This is a genomic window from Nocardioides bruguierae, from assembly GCF_023554635.1.
In the GTDB taxonomy this organism is placed as follows: Bacteria; Actinomycetota; Actinomycetes; order Propionibacteriales; family Nocardioidaceae; genus Nocardioides; species Nocardioides bruguierae.
Genome location: NZ_JAMJPH010000001.1, coordinates 1 through 22,644, shown reverse-complemented (window position 1 = coordinate 22,644; position 22,644 = coordinate 1). Strand labels below are relative to the sequence as shown.

16 protein-coding genes are annotated in these 22,644 nt (G+C 68.0%); 10 read left to right on the top strand and 6 right to left on the bottom strand.

Features of this window, described 5'->3' with window-relative positions; all coding sequences use genetic code 11:
- Positions 1-180 precede the first annotated feature (180 nt).
- Positions 181-1,605 (bottom strand): tyrosine-type recombinase/integrase, encoded by a 1,425-nt coding sequence (locus M8316_RS00085; RefSeq protein ID WP_250050845.1) that lies wholly within the window; start codon positions 1,603-1,605, stop codon positions 181-183.
- Between the two features lie 657 nt (positions 1,606-2,262).
- On the opposite strand from M8316_RS00085, the gene M8316_RS00080 reads away from it, so the two are divergent.
- From M8316_RS00080 to M8316_RS00055, 6 genes are all read left to right on the top strand, one after another.
- Positions 2,263-3,120 carry a phosphotransferase gene (locus M8316_RS00080; RefSeq protein WP_250050843.1) on the top strand — a complete coding sequence of 286 codons (858 nt, stop codon included), beginning with the start codon at positions 2,263-2,265 and terminating at the stop codon, positions 3,118-3,120.
- 1,966 nt (positions 3,121-5,086) lie between these two features.
- Positions 5,087-5,869, top strand: coding sequence for a radical SAM protein (locus M8316_RS00075; protein WP_250050841.1), 783 nt, complete (start codon positions 5,087-5,089; stop codon positions 5,867-5,869).
- Complete coding sequence (locus tag M8316_RS00070) at positions 5,866-6,279, top strand: DUF6375 family protein (protein WP_250050839.1); 414 nt, start codon at positions 5,866-5,868, stop codon at positions 6,277-6,279. Before M8316_RS00075 ends, M8316_RS00070 begins: the two co-directional genes overlap by 4 nt.
- A gap of 70 nt (positions 6,280-6,349) precedes the next feature.
- Positions 6,350-10,588 (top strand): NACHT domain-containing protein, encoded by a 4,239-nt coding sequence (locus M8316_RS00065; RefSeq protein ID WP_250050837.1) that lies wholly within the window; start codon positions 6,350-6,352, stop codon positions 10,586-10,588.
- Positions 10,589-10,725: 137 nt separating this feature from the next.
- A complete protein-coding gene (locus M8316_RS00060; protein ID WP_250050836.1) occupies positions 10,726-10,992 on the top strand; it encodes a hypothetical protein in 267 nt (88 codons plus the stop codon).
- Between the two features lie 47 nt (positions 10,993-11,039).
- A complete protein-coding gene (locus tag M8316_RS00055) occupies positions 11,040-11,432 on the top strand; it encodes a hypothetical protein (RefSeq protein WP_250050834.1) in 393 nt (130 codons plus the stop codon).
- Positions 11,433-11,894: 462 nt separating this feature from the next.
- On the opposite strand, the gene M8316_RS00050 is transcribed toward M8316_RS00055, so the two are convergent.
- Complete coding sequence (locus M8316_RS00050; protein WP_250050832.1) at positions 11,895-12,326, bottom strand: hypothetical protein; 432 nt, start codon at positions 12,324-12,326, stop codon at positions 11,895-11,897.
- Positions 12,327-13,274: 948 nt separating this feature from the next.
- The gene (locus M8316_RS00040; protein WP_250050830.1) at positions 13,275-14,057 is read right to left on the bottom strand and encodes an alpha/beta fold hydrolase; all 783 of its coding nucleotides are present in this window, start codon (positions 14,055-14,057) and stop codon (positions 13,275-13,277) included.
- Positions 14,058-14,593: 536 nt separating this feature from the next.
- Between M8316_RS00040 and M8316_RS00035 the strand changes: the two genes are divergently transcribed.
- A complete protein-coding gene (locus tag M8316_RS00035; RefSeq protein WP_250050828.1) occupies positions 14,594-18,064 on the top strand; it encodes a family 78 glycoside hydrolase catalytic domain in 3,471 nt (1,156 codons plus the stop codon).
- A gap of 168 nt (positions 18,065-18,232) precedes the next feature.
- Positions 18,233-18,652, top strand: coding sequence for a cupin domain-containing protein (locus M8316_RS00030; protein WP_250050826.1), 420 nt, complete (start codon positions 18,233-18,235; stop codon positions 18,650-18,652).
- 119 nt (positions 18,653-18,771) lie between these two features.
- On the opposite strand, the gene M8316_RS00025 is transcribed toward M8316_RS00030, so the two are convergent.
- The 3 genes from M8316_RS00025 to M8316_RS00015 form a co-directional block, all read right to left on the bottom strand.
- Positions 18,772-19,701: an SRPBCC family protein gene (locus M8316_RS00025; protein ID WP_250050824.1), complete on the bottom strand. Its 930-nt coding sequence runs from the start codon at positions 19,699-19,701 to the stop codon at positions 18,772-18,774.
- Positions 19,698-20,018 carry an ArsR/SmtB family transcription factor gene (locus M8316_RS00020; RefSeq protein ID WP_250050822.1) on the bottom strand — a complete coding sequence of 107 codons (321 nt, stop codon included), beginning with the start codon at positions 20,016-20,018 and terminating at the stop codon, positions 19,698-19,700. The genes M8316_RS00025 and M8316_RS00020 overlap by 4 nt, the downstream gene beginning before the upstream one ends.
- Before the next feature lie 125 nt (positions 20,019-20,143).
- Positions 20,144-20,911, bottom strand: coding sequence for a GntR family transcriptional regulator (locus M8316_RS00015; protein WP_308195927.1), 768 nt, complete (start codon positions 20,909-20,911; stop codon positions 20,144-20,146).
- Positions 20,912-21,315: 404 nt separating this feature from the next.
- On the opposite strand from M8316_RS00015, the gene M8316_RS00010 reads away from it, so the two are divergent.
- Together M8316_RS00010 and M8316_RS00005 are read left to right on the top strand one after the other, a co-directional pair.
- Positions 21,316-21,459, top strand: coding sequence for a hypothetical protein (locus M8316_RS00010; RefSeq protein ID WP_250050819.1), 144 nt, complete (start codon positions 21,316-21,318; stop codon positions 21,457-21,459).
- A 123-nt stretch (positions 21,460-21,582) separates the two neighbouring features.
- Positions 21,583-22,623, top strand: coding sequence for a substrate-binding domain-containing protein (locus tag M8316_RS00005; RefSeq protein ID WP_250050817.1), 1,041 nt, complete (start codon positions 21,583-21,585; stop codon positions 22,621-22,623).
- The last annotated feature ends 21 nt before the right edge of the window (positions 22,624-22,644 follow it).

Here is a 22,644-nt window from a genome sequence, read left to right as displayed (position 1 = left end):
ACTGACGCCAGGGCGTGACTCGACGCTCGTGGGCAGGGATAGGCAGGGCCGCTGGGCTCGGACCAGGCATCGGGACCTCCTCCATCGTGACGTGCCCTGTAAGTCGGAACACTGCCGCGCTATTCCGAGTTAGTCCACTCTATTCCGGAATACTGCCGGTCTGTTCCGAGATACGCGGGGTCACCGATCCGCGCGATCTCGGACGTTGCCGTGCACGTAGGCGTCGATCTGCGCTTGCGCGGTCTCGAGCTGTCCGTCGACGCAGCCGGCGTAGACGTCCAGGAGGACGCGGGTGCTGTGCCCCGCCCAGCTGGCGACCTGGGCGGGTGCGACGCCGGCGTTGAGCCAGGTGGTGAGGCAGGCGTGGCGTAGGTCGTAGGGGCGACGGGCGAGTGGTGAGGCCTGTTGCTGCTCGGTGAACGTGGCCTCGCGGGCGTTCTTCCATGCCAGTGACAGGGTCGATTCCGAGACGAGGGTCTTGTACGGCTTGGGCAGCGGGACGCCGGAGCGTCCGGTCCGGGCGGCGAAGAGGTGGCCGTCGACGTCGCACTCGAACCGGTCGAGGTGTCGGGTCAGCAGCTCGACGAGGCGTGGGTCCGCCGGGACGACCCGGTAGTCGCCGGGTGCACGGTGCTTGAGCTGACGGGTCTCGACGCCGGTGCCGTCGTTGGTCCAGGACTTGCCGGGGCGCTGCTGGGTGCGGCTGAGGGTCAGCTCGCCCCAGCCAGTGGTGGGGAGGGTCAGGTCGCTGCGTTGGAGGGTGCGGGCCTCGGCGGGGCGCAGACCTGCGTAGAGCAGGAGGCCGAAGTAGGCGGCGAGGTGTGGGGACCGTTCGGCGACGGCGCTGATGAGCGTGGCTCCCTGTGCCTGGCTCACGACGACCCGGGGATCGATGCGGGTGACACCGGAGTAGGAGCGGTTCTTGATGCCGTGGAGCGGGTTGGTCGACAGCACCTGCGCCTCGACGGCGAACTCGAGCAGGTTGTGCAGGGTGGCTCGCCGCCGGCGCACGGTGGACGCGGCGCAGGGCCGGCCGTCGATGCGGGTGCCGAGGGTGGTGAGCACCTGGCGCAGGACGAGCGGGTCGGCGATGCGGGTGGCCGGGACGTCGCCGGCGCGGAGCGCTGCCAGTGCGGTCGGGTCGTAGGTGGCTGCGGTAGTGCCTCGGGCGCAGATCCCGTAGCTGACGGCCGAGGTCAGGTCCGTGCGCTTGTGACGCCCAAGTCGGTTGGCGTCACCCAGGACGCCGAGCGTCGCCAGCGAAAGGGCCTCGGCGATGCCCTTGCGGTGGCGTGGTGAGGCGAAACCCCACTTGGCCTGGCAGTACGTCTCGACCAGTCCGAGCCAGGTCATGGTGCGGGCGGGGCTCGCGGCTCGCACGGTCGACATCGGGAGCCCGCTGGTGAGGTCGAACGCCTCGCCGGCGCGCACGGCTGCGAGCAGCTGACCGCGGAAGACGTCGGCCTGCTTCTTGGTGGGGAAGGTGGTGCCGTGCCGTCGGCCTTCGACGGCCCATCGGACGCGGTAGCTGGTGCCACGGCGTCCCTCGTACTTCTCCAGGTCCCAGACCCGGACCCGCAGGGATGAGTCGGTGTCGTCGTGCATGGTCGGCCTCTCGTCGTGGATGTGTCCACGACCGTGACCCGGTTGCGGCTCGCCTGCTCACCGGCGGACTTCTTCTGTGGAGAGGGGCGCGTTCTCCACAGGCCAGGTCCGTGGTGAGACCTGTGGTGAGGGCTCACCACCACGCTCGCCTCATGACGGACGAACCTCCGGCACCCGCGCGTGCCAGCGCCTGCCCGCGGTGCGGAGACCTGTTGCCGCACACGGGCCGCGGACGTCCTCGTGTCTGGTGCTCGCAGCGTTGTCGGCGGGCGGCCTACGAAGAGCGCCGCGCGGCCGTCGCGGGTGCGATCGCGGTGGAGGTGCGGCAGGTGCCCGCGAGCCATGGGCTGGAGCAGTGCGTCGCCGCGGTCGCTTCGTCACCGGCTGCCGTGCGGCGCCTGCTCGACGCGCTGACCGAGCAGGCGAGCGCCGTCGCCGACGAACCACGGTGGGAGCCGACCTTGCGGGCGCTGGAGCGACTCGTGCGCGAGCTGAACCAAGGGAGTGCGTCGGGCCGGTACCGCGGGCGACGCTGATATCTCGGATGCCTCGACGCGAGCCGGATGCCACAGTGGCGGCGTGGCCGTCGATGAGCAAGCTGCCATCCGGGTCCTGCGGGCTGCCGGGCTGACCCCTGTCGGCGTCCTCGGCCGGGGCGTGGAGGGCGTCGTCCTCGACCTGGGTGACGGCACCGCGGTCAAGGTCTGGTCGAGCCGCTCCCGCGCGGACCTCGACCTGCTGCGGACGTTCTACGAGGGCATCGAGGCAGGACGCTCCGCCGGCTCATCGGTGATGCTCCCGCTCATCGTGGACCTGCGGGAGGTGGACGGGAACCTCATCTCCATCGAGCGGCGCCTCGCCGGCGAGCCGGTCTGGCAGGCCGATGGTTCGTCGCCGGATCTGTTGGCTGCCGACATCGACGTCATGACGGAGGCTCTCGCCGCGCTGGCCGCGATTCCGGCGAGACCGTCACTTCTCGCGCTCCCGATGCTACCGGGCGAGCCCGCCTTCCGCCCTGGCGCCGCGTTCGAGACGCAGCTCGCCGACCTGGTGGCACGCCAGGTGACGCGGTTCGAGTCGGCACTGGCCGCCGCGCATCCACCCGTGCAGTCGACCGCGGCGAGCACGATCGCTGCGCTTCGCTCGCTGGAGCCGGCGGCACCGACGCTGGTGCACGGCGACCTCATCGCTGCCAACGTCCTGAGGACGGGAGGCCGCGCCACTGCCGTCCTCGACTTCGGCTTCCTCAGCACCGCCGGCGACCCGGCCTTCGACGCTGCGATCGCCGCCAGCGTCTACGACATGTGGGGCCCTCGCGCACGGGACATGGAGCGGACCCTGGACGATGCCTGGTGCGCGGCCTTCGGCCACGCCCGCGACCGATTGCTCGTCTACCGAGCGGCCTACGCGCTCATCACCGCGTGCTGCTTCGGGGATGACGGCTCGGACGGTCACTTCACCTGGTGCATCGCGATGCTGGATCGACCAGACGTGCAGGACGCTATCCGCGGCTGAGCTAGCGGCTCGGTGGCATCCGAGCCACGTCTCGTGGTGCGAGGCGCTGGCCCGTGGGCTGCCTGAGGGGTGAGGCCGCGATGCCGAGCCGCTGATGGGCTGTTCTCCGCTGCCAACTACTCAGGAGACGTGCGTTGCGTCGGAACTATGAGTGGACGCTTGAGTCCGCTGTCTACGGCACGATCCCTTCGGGTCCGCATGTCGGCCAGGACTGCCCTTGAGACGCTGGAGAAGCTGGCTGGCAGTCGTGGTGGCAGTTGGCTGGGGAGTCCTGGCTGTGCGCCAGGTAGCCGGCATTGCCGGCGGGGCCGATGAGCCGGGCGCATATGTTGCTGCCTTCGTGTGGGTGGTGGGGGCGTGCGCCTTTCTTGCGCTTGGATTGCAGCGGGATTCTGACAGCCGCCGCTGATGGGACGGATCTGCTTCGGCACGGTGCGCGGCGTCACCGGACGGCGGAGTCGTTTCGACAGTGCCGTCTCTCGCGGCCAACGAGCGGGTGAGGCAACGGCCGTCGACGACTGGTGAGGTCGTTACTAGTTGCCCGCATGAATTCAGGAGAGACCTGTGAGTACTCATGACGCCCCTGTCCCCCGCGAGCCCGTGTACTTGACGTATGGCGCGCTGGCCGGCGCCGCGGTTGGAGGCCTGATCGGTGTCGTCATTGGCGGCGAGTGGACGGTCTTCTGGCTCGCTCTTGTCGGCGTCGCGGCCTGGTTGGCCGGCATGCACTTCCTCCGAAAGGAACACAAGCAGACCCACCCGACCAAGAGCTGACGCCTTGAGCCGGGACTCTGACAGCCTGTCCCCAGCGCAGCAACGGAGCCGCGCGTGGATCGCGGGCCACCCGTGGGCGTTGGCTGATGCTGCTGCTCTGATCGGCTTTGCATGCGGATACTTCGCCTATGGAGGATGGCTCCCCGGCCTCTTCGGTCTCCTCGCGGGCGCCGTTGTGGGCTGGGGGATGACAGTGGATTTCCGACGCGACAGCCCCCGTGGGAAGACGCGGATTGCCACGGTGCTGCAGCAGTCATCGCCCTGATTGTCCTGGTCTATGTCAAGGCAACGTGATGGCATTCTCCCGATAAATGGCATTCCCAGGCGACACCTTGGTCGTGTTCCTTACGTCCCGGGTGTCGTTCCGGCACCCCTGCTGGTGCTCTGAATGGGCATCCACCCGTCGCGCCGCATGGCGCTTCACGGCGGACACGGGATCGGGGCACGTGTGGGCACGGACCTCGGAGCCGCCCCCGACATGGACCCTCCTCTGGCTGGCCTGGGTTGCGATGGCATCCGCAACTGGCTCGCACGCGGGGCGGCAACGACTTGGCGCAGACCGACCGATCGGCGGTTCCCCGACTGGCTGGCTCATGCCGACATCGACGAGCACGTCGCTCACGAAGTCGGCTTCAATGCCGGAATCCAGCAGGACACTGACACGGCACCCAGCGCTGCCAGCCCCGGCCTGGGCGCACCCGGCATGTCCTGGGCAGGCTGTGAGGACGCTGAAGCCGGCGCTTTCGCGAGCGCTGGCCACACCCACTTACGCCGCCCCGCACTTTCGTACGGACGCTTCACCATCCCGGTGATGCACTAGGTGTGTGGGTCTAACTTCGGGTACCCGATCTCTCGGCCTGGCAGGTCCGTCGAGTCCTGGTGGGCGGGGAGGGCGATGGCATGTGTTTGCCGGACGGGCTGCTTGTCCGTGTCGTTGAGAGGGGGCAAGGTGCAGTTGCCACCGGGCCAGAGTGAGACCGGTTCGTGCAGCAGACCCCACGCCAGAAAATGGGGATCAATGGCAGACTGACCACCTGGCTCGCGGGACGGCCGTTGGAATGAAAGGGCGCACGGGGTGAAGTGTCGGTTTGGGCCTGACGGTGTCCACTTCTTCGACCGATCGAGCGGACTGAACGTCCTGGTCGACGAGGTGACGGTGCCTGAAGAGCGATGGTCTCCAGCCCCCCGTCAGGTGTCGATCGCTCTGACCAACGCTTGCGACTTGGCGTGTGCGTACTGCTACGCACCCAAGCACCACGCCCGGCTTAGCCCGGACCGTCTCCGTGCATGGATCACCGAACTCGATGCTGCCGGCACCCTCGGCGTCGGATTCGGCGGCGGGGAACCCACCCTGTATCGACATTTGGCCGAGGTGTGTGCCTTCGCTGCCGACCAGACGCGCATGGCGGTCACGATGACCACGCACGGACATAGGTGGGACGCCGACCTGATCGAGCGGCTTCGCGGCGCCGTGCACTTCGTCCGGATCAGCGTCGACGGCGTCGAAGCGACGTACGAGCGGCTGCGACGGCGGAGTTTCGACGCCTTGTGCGACCGTCTAGACCTCATCAGCCAGGCTTTCCCGATTGGCTTGAACTGTGTCGTGAACGAAGACACCATCGATCAGCTCACTCAGGTCGCAGAACTCGCGTCCGCCCACGCGGCTTCCGAACTGCTACTCCTGCCCGAGAAAGCCACCAGCGCTCGGCCGGGCGCGGCACCTGAGGTGGTGTCGGCGCTGCGAACTTGGGTGCTTGCCTACGCGGGACCGGTGCCGTTGGCCGTTTCGGCAGGTGAGGCTTCGGGATTGCCGACCGCCGTGGCGCTTCCAAAGGAAGTAGGTCTGCGGTCGTATGCCCATATTGACGCCACTGGGTCAGCACGTACGACCTCGTACTCAACCATCCGTGAGCCAGTCACCGAGGACGGTGTCCTGGCGGCTTTTGACCGACTCGCAGTAAGGGGCGCGGCATGAAGCTCTGGAACGGATTCGGGACCGAACACTCGATGAACCTGGTGATGATCGGCCAGTTCAAGGACGTAACGTTCGCGCGAGCAGCGAAGCGCATCCTGGATCGGCTGAAGGAAGGGGCGAAAGCTGAGGAGAAGGCTGGCCGGCTTGTCATCGGGGACCCTTTGGTGGAGTTCAGCGACGAACTGTTCAAGATCCTGAGCGAGGCGGAGATCTACAGTCTTACCTACGCCGACTTTGAGCAGTTCTTGTACGACGACACGAAGGTGAGCCTGTCGGGCGACCAGATCGTGATCGAGACTGACGAGGTTGAGGTCATCGCGTTCGTCAAGGTGCTCCTCGACAAGGGTGCAAAGCTAGAAATGTATTCCGGTCACGACTTCAAGGACACCGGATACGGGCGGGTGACGTGACCGCGTTGAGCCGCAGCCAGGACATCGCTTTTCCGAAGCCAGAGGACGTCCTCGTCGGCGTGTCGGGACGATGACGGAACTGAACTGGGACCGCTTCGAGGAACTACCGGGCGACTCTACAACGAACTTCGAGCTGCTGTGGCGTGGAGCGATCAAGCACAACTACGCCCGATACGGACGGTTCCGTGCGCGCGCTCAACAGCCGGGTGTGGAGTTCCATCTAGAACTCGAGCAAGAGTGCCATCTCGGCGAGCCTGGCCGCTGGTACGGGTGGCAGACCAAGTGGTGGAGGATCGGGTCCGGCACTCAGATCGGCGTCAACCGGCGGACGGATGTCCAGGACTCGCTGAACACCACGAAGAAGTACCTACCGCGGTTGACGGACTGGGTGCTATGCACGCGTCGGGCCCTGACCCCAACTGACCAGAAATGGTACGACGACCTTGCTCCCGGGGTCCGGCTTCACAACGCAGTCGCCGAGGAACTTTCTGCTCTGCTTACCGGGGAGGCGGCGCTGCTGCGAGAGACGTTCTTCGGCGACCTCATCCTGACGCCACATCGCCTGGAGGTATTGCAGGGAGGTTCAGTCGAGGAGGTGAGCGAGCGCTGGTTCCCCGAGGTGCACCAGATCACCGAGGCCGAGCAGACGCTGCGGCGGATGCTGGCCGAGCCGGAAGCTTGGACCCACTTGGCGGCCATTGGGTCGGAGATCGAGAAATTCACCGCCGTTATCGAGCGGGAGGTGGTCGCAAGCCCACTTCCTAAGCCGATGCAGGCAGAGCTTGACGAACTGCTGACGACGGCGGCGAGGATCTGCGACCTTCTCGCAGAGGCTCACCAACGGCTCGGCTCGGATGGTGATGGTAGCTGGTTGGAGATCGACGAGGTCGAGGTCCCGGCGCCACCGCCCCGCACGCCCTCGGCGCTACGTCGGCTTAGGGCCATGAACCATCCCGCTTCGCTCGCATGCACGAATCTGGTTGCTCATGCCCGTCGGGCCAGCGACCTCGCGAACGACGTCTTTGACCAGTTGCAGGTCCGACTCGCTGTCGTGACCGGCGATGCCGGCTACGGAAAGACCCAGCTCGCCGCGAAGTTGACGACCGAAACGTCCTCTCGGCCCGCCGGTGTCCTTCTGCATGGCCGCCTGCTGAGTGCCCGCGACACCCTCGATCGTTTCGCGTCCCAAGTCTCATTGGCGGGCAAGGTGGTGGAAACGTTCGAGGCGCTCCTTGCGGCGGTCGACGCCGCCGCGTCCAGAGCGCGATGCAGGATACCGATTGTCATCGACGGCCTCAACGAGGCGGAGTCGCCGGCGGCTTGGAAGCCGCTGTTGAGCAGGCTGCACGCGCTGCTGAAGAAGTACTCCTCGGTGCTGGTCGTGTGCACGATCCGCGGCGACTTCGTGCAGAGTTCTATCCCTTCATCACTCAATGACTTCGTCGAACTCGAAGGGTTTTACGAAAATCTGGACGAGGCCGCCGCAAGGTATTTCGATTACTTCAATATCGACGCTCTTGGGGTCGACCTTCCGCGCGAACTGCTGCGACGGCCGTTGGCTCTGCGGATCTACTGCTCGGTAGCTAACCCCGATCGCAAGGTGCGGGTGTCGCTGGTGGACCTTCCTCGCTCCCTAAACGAGATGTTCGACGCCTACCTGCTTCACGTCGCCGAGCGGATCGAGCAGCTGAACCCTCGGCTCAGCCGCGAGGACGTGCTGGGGGCGCTTGAGCAGTTCGGCATGGAGCTGTGGGAGACCACCGCTCGCGACGTTGGGAAGGCCCGCACGCGGGAGTTATTCGGCGACACGGAACGGCGCTGGAACGAAGGCATCCTGACCGCGCTCGAACAGGAGGGCGTGTTGATCCGGCAGGCGCCGCTGGAAGTTGCCCCTCAGGCTGGCGTAACTCGACTTGCCGCCGGCGACGATTCGAGGGTCGCGGTCGCCTACGACCTTCTCGCGGGCCACATTCTGGCGTCGGCTGTGGTCAGGTCTGGCGGGCAGGAGTTCGTCGACTCCCTAAGTACGCCCGAGCTCACCGCTCGGTTGCTCGGGCCCAGCGGGGAAAGGCACTCGCTTGCGACCGACATTCTCGACGGCCTGACGTACGTTCTACCCGAGTCGGGTCGGGGTCACCTTTGGCAGGCGCTCGACCCGTCTGTCGCGGCAGGGGCGTTGCTGCGCACCACTACGCTCCGAGCGGGGAACGTCGACAAGGAAACCGTTGGCGCGTTTGTAAGGAATCTGCCGTCCCTTGGCCGTGGCCGGACGCTCTGGACGCGCCTCCAGTCTGTCCGGGCTGTGGAGTCGCACCCGTTGAACGCACAGTTCCTCGACTCGATCTTGGGCCCGATGGCCGTCGGGGACCGAGACCTGCTGTGGTCTGAGTGGCTCAGGACTGCTCAAGGCGCTGTCCTCTCGGACGCACGCGCGCTTCGGGCCCATTGGCAGAGCGATACCCGGCGCACTGCGGGAGATGCGCTACGAGCCCGGTGGCTCATGTGGGTGCTGACCAGCACCGTGCGCGACCTTCGCGACGCGGCCACGGCGGCTTTGTACTGGTACGGCCGCCACGACCCCGCCGGATTGTGCGCGCTGGCGCTCGACGCCCTCACCGTCAACGATCCGTACGTCGGCGAGCGGATGGTCGCTTCGGCTTACGGAGTTGTCACAGCTCATCAGCAGCACACCCCCGGATTCGACGAGATCTTGGGGGACTACCTCCACGGCCTGCTGCGGACTGTCTCCGGGTCGGAGCCGTCCGCACCGACTTACCACCGCCTGATCCGTTACTACATCGCCGGCACGTTCGAGTTCGCCCGTCAGCACAACCCACAGGCGGTACCAGGCGACGCGGTCGACGGCATTGTCTTCGCGGACGCTCCGCTCCCCGAGCCGTTGCCTGAAGGTGACCCGCGGCGGGCGGAGGTGGACCACACCATTCAGATGGACTTCGGCAACTACACCATCGGCCGGCTCTTCGACGACCGTAGGAATTACGACAATAAGCACCGAGGGCACGCGGAAGCGACCGCGCAGGTTCTCGGCGTGGTTTATGACCTGGGATGGCGCATGGAGCTCTTCAGCGATGTTGACTCCTTCGTCGGACGTAGCGGCCCGGACCGAAACCCAGGACGCGTCGAGCGATATGGGAAAAAGTATGGATGGATCGGGTTCTATCTGGTCTCCGGTGAGCTCGTTGCGCATGGAAGTCGTGTCCCGTGGCTCGAAGTCGATATTGATCCGACTTTCCCCCAACCGTCATCACCGGCACCCGTGACGATCTCGACCTGGGTGTCAAAGTCGCCCGAGGACGACCGAGACTGGTTGCTGTACGGCCCCGTGGACACCCCAGACCACCTGCTGCATCGCGAGGTCCTGGACGGTGACACGGGGCCATGGGTCCTAGTGCACGCTGAGTTGACTGAAACGGACGGCGAGACCGGGCGCAGGACCTTCGGACTCTTCAACACTGTCGCGGTCCAACGCGAGGACCTCGACCGATTGCTCGAATGGTGGAGAACGGTTAGGCATCCGGGGCGGGACATTATCGACCTGCCGACCTCCTACTACCTGTTCGCGGGTGAGGTCCCGTGGCATCCGCGGATGGCAACGTCGGGCGATGACTTGGCGGGAACCACGAGACCATCGACTGCGGCCGCCTTCGGGGACGACGAAGGCCCCACTTCTGTGGATTTAAGTGGTGGCGAGTCGGCGGCCGATCCGCACCATGACGAAGACCTGTACTTCGATGAGATTCGGATCTACGGCGACGAAGGGGAGAGCGAGGACGGCGACGAGGGCGGATCTGCCCTTGACGCGCTAATCACGGAGTACGGCGGGGCCCTTGCCGGAACCAGGCGCAAGTGGCCCAAATACGAGAGCGTCCCGTTCGAGTCCCTTGCGCACACCTTCGCATGGGAAGGTCACCACAGTGCGGAGAATCAAGCGTTCGCCTACCTGCCCAACCGCTTCCTGTCGCTTAAAAATCAACTGCACGCTGTCGGTGCGAGCTTCGACCAGGTCGACCCGGAAGGACGACTGGCGACGAAGTCTTACGCGGCTCTCGACGGGTGGGAGGGGCACCTGCTCTACATCCGCGAGGACTGTGTTCAGACGTATGCCCAGGGACGAGCGATCGTCTCGTTCGGTTGGGGCGAGCGAGAGAGCCACCTTGCATGGCACAAGATGCCCGTTCTACTACGAGACGTGTACCAGTCGAACCGCAACGTCTGGCGCATCCACCAAGAGGTCGTCGAAGGGGGCTCGTCGTCGGCCGTGTCGGCGGATTCGGACCCGCCAGATTGACCGGCGATGGCGGGTTCTGGCGGAGCCCAAGGCCCGTGCGGCCGCAGCTGACCTCTGAGGTGAGCGTGACCCGATGTCGGTGCTCAGAGCTTCAATGGCGTGTACCGTTCCAACTGCCTGTAACCGGAGGTTCAACCATGACTACTCGCGAGACCATCCTCGCCGAACTGGAGGACCGCTTCCGCGAGGTCCCCGTCGGGAAGACGCACCTCAGCGTTCGGTACGAGTCCGCACCACGGATCGCAAGGGTCGGCGCCTGCCTTGCCCGCTACGAGTGGGACACGCGTATGGAGGCCATCAAGACGCTGCTCGACTTCGAGCGCGACCACAGCGACGAGTTTGCGCTCGAGTTCGACGTCCTGCCGCTGGACGCCGTCGTGGACGAGAACTTCGCCGAGGCCTGATGGGGGCTAGGAACTGGCACGTCGCGAGGGCCAAGAGGCACCTTGAAGTGGCCGACTTCCTTGCCGCTAACGGGCACTTCGATTGGGCCGCGGTACCGCTCTTCTACAGCGGTCACCAGTGGGTTCACTCGTCCCTCGCCGACGAACCAGATCTCGTCCGGGACGAAAGGCATCCGCGCAAGCACACGATGCCGCCGGTCGACGGAGGCGGAGGGCGTGGTACCAACCAGCTTGTCGCGGCGTTGTACCCCACGATCAGCATCCAGTACCGAAGCCTGTTCGACATGTCGTGGCGGACGCGCTACGACTGGGACAAACTGGCGACCGGTATGGACGAGTCGACGCTTTGGAAGCTCTTACGACTCCAGTTCGATGAGGTCCGGGTCCATTGCGACACCCTGAACAAGTCCCGATCTCGGATCTCCACACAGGCTCCGTAGGGCGCCTCTCTGGGTACCGAGTTGCGGCGCCGGCGCGGCCGCGGGGATCCTGGTGGCTGCCGCGTCCCCGCGTCCCCGCCGCGTCCGACGGTGTCACTGCTTGTCCCCGTTCCTCGCACATTACTGAGAGGGGCCATCTCCTCGACCTCACCGGTTGCGCGGACGAATAGTGGGCGGAGTGGAGTGCCGCCACCGCCGTACTGTCCCGAAGTTCACCCAAGGTCGGCGGTGCCACCGTCCGCGTCCGTGCTTATGGCGCGCAAGTGGTTGGTCTGTAAATCCGTCGCGAAAGCTTCCCAGGTTCGAATCCTGGATCTGCCACCAGCAGGACAAAGAGCCCCTGACCAGCGGAAACGCCGGTCAGGGGCTCTTTCGTCGTGTCCGGCTGTGCCTGACGGTGACCGGCTGTGTGCGGCGATCTGTGTCAAATACGTGTCAAAGTTTGGCGCGACCGGCGCCGGCTCAGGCTCGGGTGAAGGCCTCGGCGGGCGCGACCAGGATCTGGTGCTCGTCCTCGTAGACGACGTGCTGGGGTCGCATGCTCTGTACCTGCTCCCACGCGATCCCGTGGCGGTCGAGGATGTCGCAGTGCGGGCCCATGGCCTCGATCAGGTGCGCGCTCGAGGCCCGGTTGAACCACGACACTGCACGCGGGTACCTCGTGAAGATGCCTGGCACACGGTCTTCAGGGTTCGCGAACGCGGCGTTGAACCAGTCGAGACGCTCCCGGCGAAGGGCAGCGTCGCCGGGGCTCAGGAGGCCGCGGTTGAACAGCATGTTGACGAGGCCGAAGGCACCGACGTGGATGCCGAGCCGAGTGTCGATCCTCGGGCTCTGGAACCGGACGAAGTCGGCCGAGGTGAAGTCATCGTGCTCGCGAGCGTCGGCGTCCACGCCGGAACTGTAGGCGTCGTCGGCCTCGCCACGCCGCCACGATCGCTATCCGACTTAGCCGCCGTAAGTCGGAATAGCGGGTCGCTGTTCCGAGATACGTGCGGCTCGCTGGCCGCCGCGACGTCAGTCGCTGGTGTGGAAGTAGGCGTCGATCTGTGCCTGGGCGGTCTGTCGCTGGCCGTCCATGCAGCCGGCGTAGACGTCGAGCAGGACGCGGGTGCTGTGGCCGGCCCAGCCCGCGACCTGGGCCGGGGGAACGCCGGCGTTGAGCCAGGTGGTGAGGCAGGCGTGGCGTAGGTCGTAGGGACGACGGGCGAGTGGTGAGGCCTGTTGCTGCTCGGTGAGGGCTGCCTCGCGGGCGCGCTGCCAGGCGAGGCCGAGCGTGGACTCGGAGACGAGCGTCTTGTACGGCTTCGGCGACGGGACGCCGGAGCGTCCGGTGCGGGCAGCGAAGAGGTGGCCGTCGACGTCGCAGTCGAACCGGTCGAGGTGTCGGGTCAGTAGCTCGACGAGGCGTGGGTCCGGGGGTACGACCCGGTAGTCGCCGGGTGCGCGGTGCTTGAGCTGACGGGTCTCGACGCCGGTGCCGTCGTTGGTCCAGGACTTGCCGGGGCGCTGCTGGGTGCGGCTGAGGGTCAGCTCGCCCCAGCCAGTGGTGGGGAGGGTCAGGTCGCCGCGTTGGAGGGTGCGGGCCTCGGCGGGGCGCAGACCTGCGTAGAGCAGGAGACCGAAGTAGGCGGCGAGGTGCGGGGACCGTTCGGCGACGGCGCTGATGAGCGTGGCTCACGACGACCCGGGGGTCTCTTCGCGGCCGCACCGGCATCGGTATCGTCGTTGCGGCGGTAGGACATGGCCGCTTCGCGGCGCTGTGACGCAGGTTCGCGCGTCCCGCTTGGGGATGCGGCTAGGGCGACATGCGCCCTCGTGGGCCGGGCAGCGCGACCGACCTCACCTGGTGCGGTCAAGGATCAGTCGGGTCGCCTCATGCGGTGCGTCCCATTGTGGGAAGTGGCCACACCGCTCGAACCAGTGCAGCACCGCGTCCGGGAACAGCTGCGTCGCACGTGCGGCCTGCCTCGGCACGGTCACCAGGTCACGACGACCCCAACCGATCGTGACCCGGCCGGGCACGGTGCCGGCCGGCGCACCCTGCTGCTTGGGCCCCTTGGTCAGGGCGTCCAAGGCCGCGCCAGTTGACGGGGACTCAGCCAGCCCGCGCACATCCGGCAGCACGGTCTCGCGCGAGAGTGCCCAGGGCCGCGCCGACAGCTGCGCCAACAGCAGCGTCCTTCCCACAGGGTTGCCCAGCAGTGCTGGCAGCGTGCCTCGCAGCGTCCGGACCAGAGCGATCGAGGGCCGAAGCGTGGCCGCGAAGACGGCGAGCTCGCGGTCGCTCCAGAAACCACCCGGGTCCAATGCCACGGTGTCGCCGCCGACGCCTCGCCGTGCGAGCTCGAGCACCATCCGGCCACCCATCGACTGACCGACCGTCGACACCCCGTCCAGACCCTGTTCGCGGATGAATTCTGCGACGGAGTTGGTCAGGGTGGCGACGGAGACCTCGCCGGTCAAAGGAGGCGACTCGCCGAAACCCGGCAGGTCGACGGCGATGACCTCACGGCTCTCGGCCAGCTCGTCGATGATCGGGGACCAAGATCGCCATCCAGCGCCCAGACCGTGCACGAGCAACAACGGGCTGCCGCTTCCGCGGCGCACATGGTTCAACGTCATCTCTTGAACGTTAACCCACGCGGAAAATGGGTCTGCCCCTCCTGTCTCGATGCGTCTGGCTGCATTGTTCGACGGGGGAGGCGCCGGGCGCATCGGGGAAAGCCTTAGATGCGGTCTTAGTCGGCCGGCCGCACGCTGCGTTCCGCTGGTCCTGTGGCCGCCCTGGGCCTCCTCGGCCAGAACGGACTCGTCACCCTCGCCTGGTCCGCGCCTGGTCTGCGCCTGGTCTGCGCCTGGCCAGGCCGGTCACGTCGCCGGGACCTGCGTGCGGGGCTCCGAGGAACGTCCCTGCCAGGACCGGGGATGTCCGCTTTCGGTCACGTCCTTGTCGAAGTGAATCCTTTCACTTAGCGTGCGTGACGCCCGTCACGTGAGAGGAATGCTTAGTTTCTTCTTCGCGGGCGCCCAGGACCCTCTACAGATCGGATGCACCCGTGCGCAGGTGGGAGTCGACACGACGTGGTGTCGTACGTAGGACGGCGGTGGCGCTGGCGACGGCGTCCCTACTGGCGGTACCGGCCTCGACCGGCATTGCCGTGGCTTCGCCGGCTTCGAGTGGTGACAACGTTTCAAGGCCGTCGTCCGTCGGGGACGCAGCGGCGACCGGCCTGAAGGTCGACGGGCTGGACCGTCCGGCGGATCTCGAGGACCTCGCTTCGCCCGCCTTCTCGTGGACGCTGACCTCGCTCCCGCGCCAGTCGGCCTACCGGATCGTCGTTGCCACGACTCGCGAGCTGGCCGCCTCTGGCAACGGCGACCTGTGGGACTCGGGCAAGGTCGCCTCCGCGGAGCAGACCGACGTGGCCTACGGCGGCGACGAGCTGTCGTCCTCGCAGCGCTACTACTGGTCGGTGCGGGTCTGGGACGGTTCCGACACCGCCCTCGACTGGGCCGAGCCGTCCTGGTTCGGCACCAGTCCGGGCGCCACCTGGGACGCGGCGACCCCGATCTGGACCCCCTCGCCCACCACCGGGTGGACGGACTACACGATGACCGGGAAGCTGACCGTGACTGCGGTCGCCGTGGGCATCAAGTTCCGCGTCAGTGGCAACAACGCGTACATGTGGCAGTTCCGTGGCGACAACCGCCTGGTGCCGCACAAGCAGACCAACGGCAGCTACGCGACCCTCGGGTCCGCGGTCGACCTCCCGGCCGGCACCCTCCAGGTCGGCACCGAGGCCGACATCGCGATCGAAGTGGCCGGGTCCACGATCACCACCTCCATCGACGGGGTGCAGGTCGACCAGCGCACGGACTCCGCGTTCGGCTCGGGCATCGTCGGCGTGCGCACGGGCCGCACCGAGACCGGCCTGCTCGACGACGTCACCGTCACCAGCGCGACCGGCGAGGTCCTGTTCTCCGACGACGTCAGCGCTACGAACCCGTTCGCCTGTGGCACCGTCAGCGGCGGTCGGCTGAGCATCCCCGTCTCCGCCGACTGCGGGCTCGCCGGGTACGGCAACGACTGGGCGATGTTCCGCAAGGACGTCGACGTGGCGGACAAGCCCATCGCCTGGGCGACCCTCTTCGCCACCGGTACCGAGTGGCGGACCTCCAAGCAGTACGTCTTCAAGGCTGCCGTCGACGGCACCTTCGTCGGCCTCGGCCCCACGGCCCCGGTGAGCGGCGAGACCCGCTTCGACGGGTTCGACGTGACCTCGCTGCTCGAGCCCGGTACGACGTCGACGGTCTCTGTCGTGGCGAACAGCAGCAGTGCGAACGCCCGGTTCCTGGGCCGGCTCGAGATCGTCTACACCGACGGCACCCGGCAGGTCGTCGGCACGGGGGCGGACTGGCAGTCCTTCTCGGCGGGCCGTGTGTTCCGCTCGCCCGGCAGCTACGGCACCAGCTACTTCAGCGCCCCGCGCGAGAACCTCGACGCGCGACTGTTCCCGACCGGCTACGACCAGCCGGGATTCGACGCGAGCGCGTGGAAGCCCGCCGAGGAGCGCTCGGACATCGCGGACCTGCAGGCCGCGCCCATGGCCAAGGTGACCGAGCAGCTGCGCGACGCCTCCTCCGTCACCACGCTCGAGGACGGCAGCCAGGTCATCGACTTCGGCCGCACCTGGATGGGCGGGATCGCCTGGGACGTCGCAGAGGGGGTCGCCGGCAGGGAGGTGCAGGTCCGGTTCGGACAGGTGCTGAACGACGACGGCTCCGTCCGCTATCGGACGTCGGCGGGCAACGCCTACCTGGACACCCCGACCCTGCGTGACGGCGCGCAGCACGTTGAGACCTGGGGCATGCGGACGTTCCGTTACGTCCAGGTGATCGGCTCGCCCGAGCCGCTGACGACGGACTCCGTCAAGGCGCTCGCCCTGGTCTACCCCTTCGACGAGGACGCCTCGGCGTTCGCGTCCTCCGACGACGCCCTCGGCCAGGTCTACGCCCTGTCGAAGAACACCATCGAGGCCACGAACCTCAACTTCTACACCGACTCCTGGGAGCGGGAGCGCACCAACTACGAGGCCGACGCCTACCTGCAGCTCATGTCCTCGCTCTACCTCATGGACGACCTGTCGCTGGGCCGCTACTCCATGAACTACTTCAAGACCAACCGGACCTGGCCCACCGAGTGGCCGGCCTATGTCGTCCTGGCCGTCCACGACGCCTGGCGCCAGACCGGCAACACCGAGCAGGTCGAGGACTACTACGAGAACCTCAAGACCAAGCTCCCGTCGAAGTGGATCGAGGAGAGCACCGGCCTGGTCCGCAAGACCTCCGGCAGCAACGGCTGCAACTCCGTCACCGACTGCGACATCGTCGACTGGCCGACGAGCGAGCGCGACGGCTACGTGTTCCGGCAGTACAACACCGTCATCAACGCCATCACGTACCGCACCCTCGTGGACATGTCCGAGATGGCCGCCGCCATCGGCAAGGACGACGAGGCTGCCGACTACGCGGCCCAGGCGGCCGACCTGCGGGACGCCATCAACGCGACCTTCTACGACCCCGAGACCGGGGCCTACGACGACGGCGCGGACGCCTCCGGCAACCTCACCGGGCACGCTTCGGTCCACGCCAGCGCGTTCGCCCTCGCGTTCGGCGTGCCGGCCGACGACCAGCAGGCCACGGTGGCCCAGTACGTGAAGTCCCGTGGGATGGCCTGCAGCGTCTACTGCGCCGCCTTCCTGATCAAGGGGCTCTACGACGGCGACGACGGTCAGACCGCTCTCGACCTGCTCACCGCCGACGGCACCCGCAGCTGGATGAACATGATCGAGGCCGGTGCCGGCGCGACGATGGAGGCCTGGGACATCTCGCTGAAGTCCAACACCAGCTACTCCCACCCGTGGGCTGCCTCGCCCGCCTTCAACATCCCCTCCGGGTTGTTCGGCATCCAGCCGGCCACGGCGGGCTACGAGACCGTCAGGATCGAGCCGCACCCCGGAGACCTCGAGTGGGGCACGATCAAGACCCCCACCGTCCGCGGCAGCGTGGGCAGCGCCTTCGAGCAGCGGGAGGACGGCACCACCCTCGTCGTGTCGGTCCCCGGCAACACACAGGCGAGCGTGAGTCTGCCGACGGAAGCGCGAGGCGCGACGACCGTCTACGTCGACGGGTCGCCGCGCGAGGTCGTGGCGGCCGGCGGCTACGCCGAGGTCGAGGTCGGGGCCGGCTGCCACGTCCTCTCGCCGACCGCCGAGACCACGGCGGACCTCGACCGGCTCACCTCGGTGTGCGCGGTCGACCCGGTGATGGCGCCGGCGGCGACGAGCGACCCGACCATCCACGGTGCCGCCCGCACCGGGGCACGCCTGGTCGCCTCCCCGGGTGCCTGGGACGCCGACGTCGCCATCTCGTTCCAGTGGCTGCGTGACGGGGTCGAGGTGGCCGGCGCGACCGGTCGTCTCTACCGCCCGACGGTGGAGGACGTAGGAGCCCGGATGTCGGTGCGGGTGACCGCCTCGGCTGAGGGTCGGCCCGAGGGAGTCGCCACCTCGAGCGAGGCCGAGCCCGTCGTGCGCAGCGGCGTTGCCGCGGCTCCCGGGCTCTCCTGAAGAAAGCGGCTCTACGCACTGGGCGGCCGCCAGCGTCACCGGCGGCCGCCCACGGAAGGCGCGTACCCGAGGTCGGGAACCAGGAGAGGGGTCCTGACAGACCCTCGGCGGTCTGCTTGCCTCGGGCAACCATGGTCACGTACGCACCGACCCGCACCGAGGAGAGACATGCCCGCGTTCGACCGGCCCTTCGCCACCGGCGAGCCCAACGACGCGTTCGCCCAGTACTTCACCGGCCGGAGCTACCTCGCGCCGGTCAGCACCGACAGCAGCGTCGTGGTCTCGAACGTGACCTTCGAGCCGGGGTGCATCAACCACTGGCACGTCCACCACGGCGTCGACGGCGCGGGCGACCAGGTCCTGATGTGCACCGCCGGCAGCGGCTGGGCCCAGCTGGAGGGCGAGGAGCCGATCAGCATGGTGCCCGGCACCGTCGTCCGCGTGCCCGCCGGCACCAAGCACTGGCACGGTGCCAAGGCGGGGTCGTGGTTCTCGCACCTGGCGTTCATCACGCCTGGTGAGGGCGTCAGCAACGAGTGGCTGGAGCCTGTCGACACCGAGCTCTACGCGGCGCTGCCCGTGGGCTGAGGTCGTGGTCGGGTGCAGGGATCTCGTGGCTCGTCGCTCGTGCTCCTCGCACCTCGGTCACCGGTGGGTCTCGGTCTCGCGACAGGACTTCGTCCTTCCTCGGCCAGCGGCCTGCTCGATCACCGGTCGGTGCGGAGGTTCTCGAGCTGCTGCACGTGGGCGGGGAGGTGCCGGGAGGCCTGGGTGTCGAGCGCGACGGCGCCCCACGGCATCGGCTGGTCGAGCACGACCTCGCCGTCGTGCAGCAGGCGGCAGTGGACGGCGGTCTCGCGCTGGGCGGGGTCCAGCCGGGCCGCGGCGACGCACGCGAGCGTCGCCACCGCGCGACCGTGCGCCACGAGGGCGTCCAGGTCGGCGAAGCGGGCGACGTGGGCGGCGAGCACGGCCGGGTCCTGGCTGACGACGTTGTCGAACCGCGCCTCGCGCTGGTGCACGAGCGCGTTCGCGACGGCGATCATCGCCTGGTCGTTGAGGGTCACGTGGGCCACGGTGGACGCGGCGTCCCACTCGCCCTCGGCCGGTGCCGGCCCGAACGGACCGGCCAGCGCGGCCGCGAAGAACGTCTCGTACGCCGCCTCCAGCTCCGCGAGACCGGGCACGGGCGCGGCCGGGCCGTCCGCCACGTCCGCGAAGTGCTCGAGCACAGAGCCCCAGGCCCCGGGCCCGACGTAGGTGCGGCGGCGCTCGGCGGCCTGCTCGCCGAACCGTTCCCACCCGCGGTGCTCCAGCTCGACGCGGGTGCCGTCGCCGTCGGCGAGGAACCGCACCTCCACCTCCGAGGCGTCGTCGGGCTCCCGGCCCGGGTGCCAGGAGAAGGCGAGCACCTGGCCCGGCGTCCAGGCGAGCACCTCGCCCCACGTGGTGCTGCGACCGTCGAGGGCGCGCTCGACGAGCAGCCCGTCCTCGAATCCCACCCAGCCGCACTCGCCGCCGAAGAGCCCGTGGGTGGCGATCGGCCACCAGGCGCCGATCTGCTCGGTGAAGACCTCGAAGGCGCGGGCGGGGGAGGCGGGGACGGAGATGCTGCGCAGGACGGGTGCGGTGCTCATCGGTGCTCCTCGGTGCTGGTGTCGGTGACGTGCTGGGCGAAGGCGGCGAGGACGTCGTCCCAGAACCCGTCCACCCACGCACGGACCTGCGCCAGCTGGTCGAGGTCGACCCGGTAGAGCCGGCGGGTGCCCTCCGCGCGGACGGCGACGAGCCCGGCGTCGCGCAACACCTTGAGGTGCTGGGAGACCGCCGACTGGGTCATGTCGAGCTCGTCGGTGAGCTCGCGGACGCTGCGCTCGTGCGGGGCGACCAGCTCCAGGATGCGCCGGCGTGCAGGCGTGCCGATCGCGTCCAGCGCCCGTGCTGAATCAGTCATGGCTAATGATTAGCAAAGGCTCATACTGCCTGGCAAGAGCCTTGTCAGGATGCACGCAGGCCCCGTCCCTTCGCGGGAACGGGGCCTGCGTGTGGGCCTGCTGTGGGAGCGGGTCCAGCGGTCGGTCAGGACCGCATCAGGCTCGTCTCGAACGTGTAGCGACTGGCAGCGTAGACGTGGCTGCCGTACTCGACGACCGTGCCGTGGTCGTCGTAGGTGGTGCGTTCCATCGTGAGCAGCGCCGAGCCGCGCGGCTCGTCGAGCAGCCGCGACTCCGAGGCCGTCGCCTGGCGGGCGCCGACCACCTGCGTGGCCATGTGCATCTGCACGCCGCGGGCCCGCAGCAGGGCGTAGAGGCCCTGCTCCTCGAGGGTCTCGGCGTCGAAGTCGACCAGACCGGTGGGCAGGTAGTTGGTCATCTTCGCGATCGGCCGGCCGGCGGCGCTGCGCAGGCGGACGACGCGGACCACCGGCTCGCCCGGCTTGACCTCCAGCTTGGCGGCCAGGGCCTCGTCGGAGTCGATCTCCTCGAGGGCCAGCACCTGGGTCGTGGGGGACTGGCCACCGGACTTGAGGTCGTCGAAGAGGCTGGTCAGCTCCATCGGGCGCTTCACCTTGGGGCGCACGACCCGGGTGCCGATGCCGCGGCGTCGCACGACGAGTCCCTTGTCCACCAGCTGCTGCATCGCGCGGCGCATCGTGGGGCGGGAGACGCCCAGTCTTTCTCCCAGCTCGATCTCGCTCGTGAACAAAGTGCCCGGCGGGATCTGCCCGGAGGTGATCACCTGCTCGAGGTGCTGGGACACCTGGAAGTGGAGCGGCACGGGGCTGTTGCGGTCCAGCACCAACGGTGGCAGCACGGCCGTCTGCGTCGGCTCCCCCTGGTCGCTCACGTCTCCATCATCCCAGGTCCGAGGCGGTTTCCGGGAAACAGGCTGCTCCGTCATGGGTGGGCCGCCGGCCTGCCGATGGGGTCAGAACCGGGCGCACACGTGTGCCACGCCCCTCGCCGAGCTGAGATCTGGACCACGCCGCGCCTCCTTTGGCCTGACATTAGGGCGTCACTGTGAGGGGTCACTGCGGGGTCACGCAAGCGTTACGGCGACATTTCAGCGTCGCCGCTGCTCAGCCCTACACATGCTGGAAACAATTTTGTTGGCATGTCACGACAAAGTGTTGACGTGAGGCCGATCACATGGCTTCAATTGCTCCAACGACCTCGTAGCGGTCGCCAGTCACCGGAATGCGGATACGTCGAGTCTCGGCGTCTCGCCGCGGGACCTCTCAGGAGCATCAGATGAAGCTGGGCGTCGACATCGCGAGCCTGCACCGCCGAACCCTCACCACGGGGTCCTCGGCCGGCGCCGGTCTCGGGTCGTCCAGCATCCGGCCCACCCACGCCGTGCTCCTCGAGGCCACCGCCGACGCCGGGGTCCGCTGACCCCGTCTGGCACCACTCACCTCCACCTCACCGGCACTCGGGCAGGGCTCCCGCCTCCGAGTGCCACCCCAGACCTCGCGACTCCAAAGAGGGAGCGCAGGACCTTTTAGAAGGGATGCAGGAATGAACGCACTGACCAAGGCCGGCAAGCTGGCGAAGGCCGGTACCGTCCTCGCGGCGGCCACGCTGGCTCTCGCCGCGTGCGGCGGTTCCGACACCTCGGACGCCTCCTCCTCCAACTCGGGCACCGCCTCCGCGGCCTCCTCGGAGAGCAGCGGCAAGAGCGTGTGCATCATCGGCGGCGCGGACGCGTTCTTCGCAGTCGTCAAGAACGGCGCGGACGCCGCCTCCCTGGCCGTCCAGGACGCCGGCACCGACTACACCTGGATGCCGCTGCCGACCTACGAGAACATCGGCCCGGACATGGTGAAGCTGATCCAGCAGGCCGTCTCCAACGGCTGCACCTCGCTGGCCCTCCCGGACTGGGTGCCGGACGCCGAGAACCCGGCCATCGCCGACGCCATGGACTCCGGCCTCTCCGTCGTCCTCTACAACGCCGGTGGCGAGCCCGAGGTCGAGAACACCGGTGCCCTGGGCTACTTCGGCACCGACGAGTACGAGGCCGGCAAGGCCGCGGGCGAGTACCTGGCCGAGAACGGTGCCACCAACGTCATCTGCGTGAACACCTCGCCCGGCTCGGTCAACATCGAGGCCCGCTGCGACGGCACCAAGGACGGCATGGAGGCCAACGGCGGCACCGCCGACCAGCTGGTCCTCCCCGGCAAGTCCTTCGGTGACGCGGCCGCCATCTCCAACGCGGTCAAGGGCGCCCTCTCGCAGGACCCCAGCATCGACGGCGTCATGACGATCTCCTCGGCTGACGCCGACGCCGCGGCTGCTGGTATCCAGCAGGCCGGCAGCGACGCCCTCGCCGGCTCGTTCGACATCTCCGAGAACATCCTCAACCGCATCAGCGACGGCTCCCAGCTGTTCGCCGTGGACCAGCAGGGCTGGCTCCAGGGCTTCCTGGCCGTCTCCGCCGCCTGGCAGTACGACCAGTACGGCATCCTCCCGGCCACGAACATCATCCTGACCGGCCCGGCCCTGGTGACCGCCGACAACGTCGACCAGATCGTCGCCGGCGTCAAGACCGGCCAGCGCTAAGCAGATCGAGGGGGGGGGGGC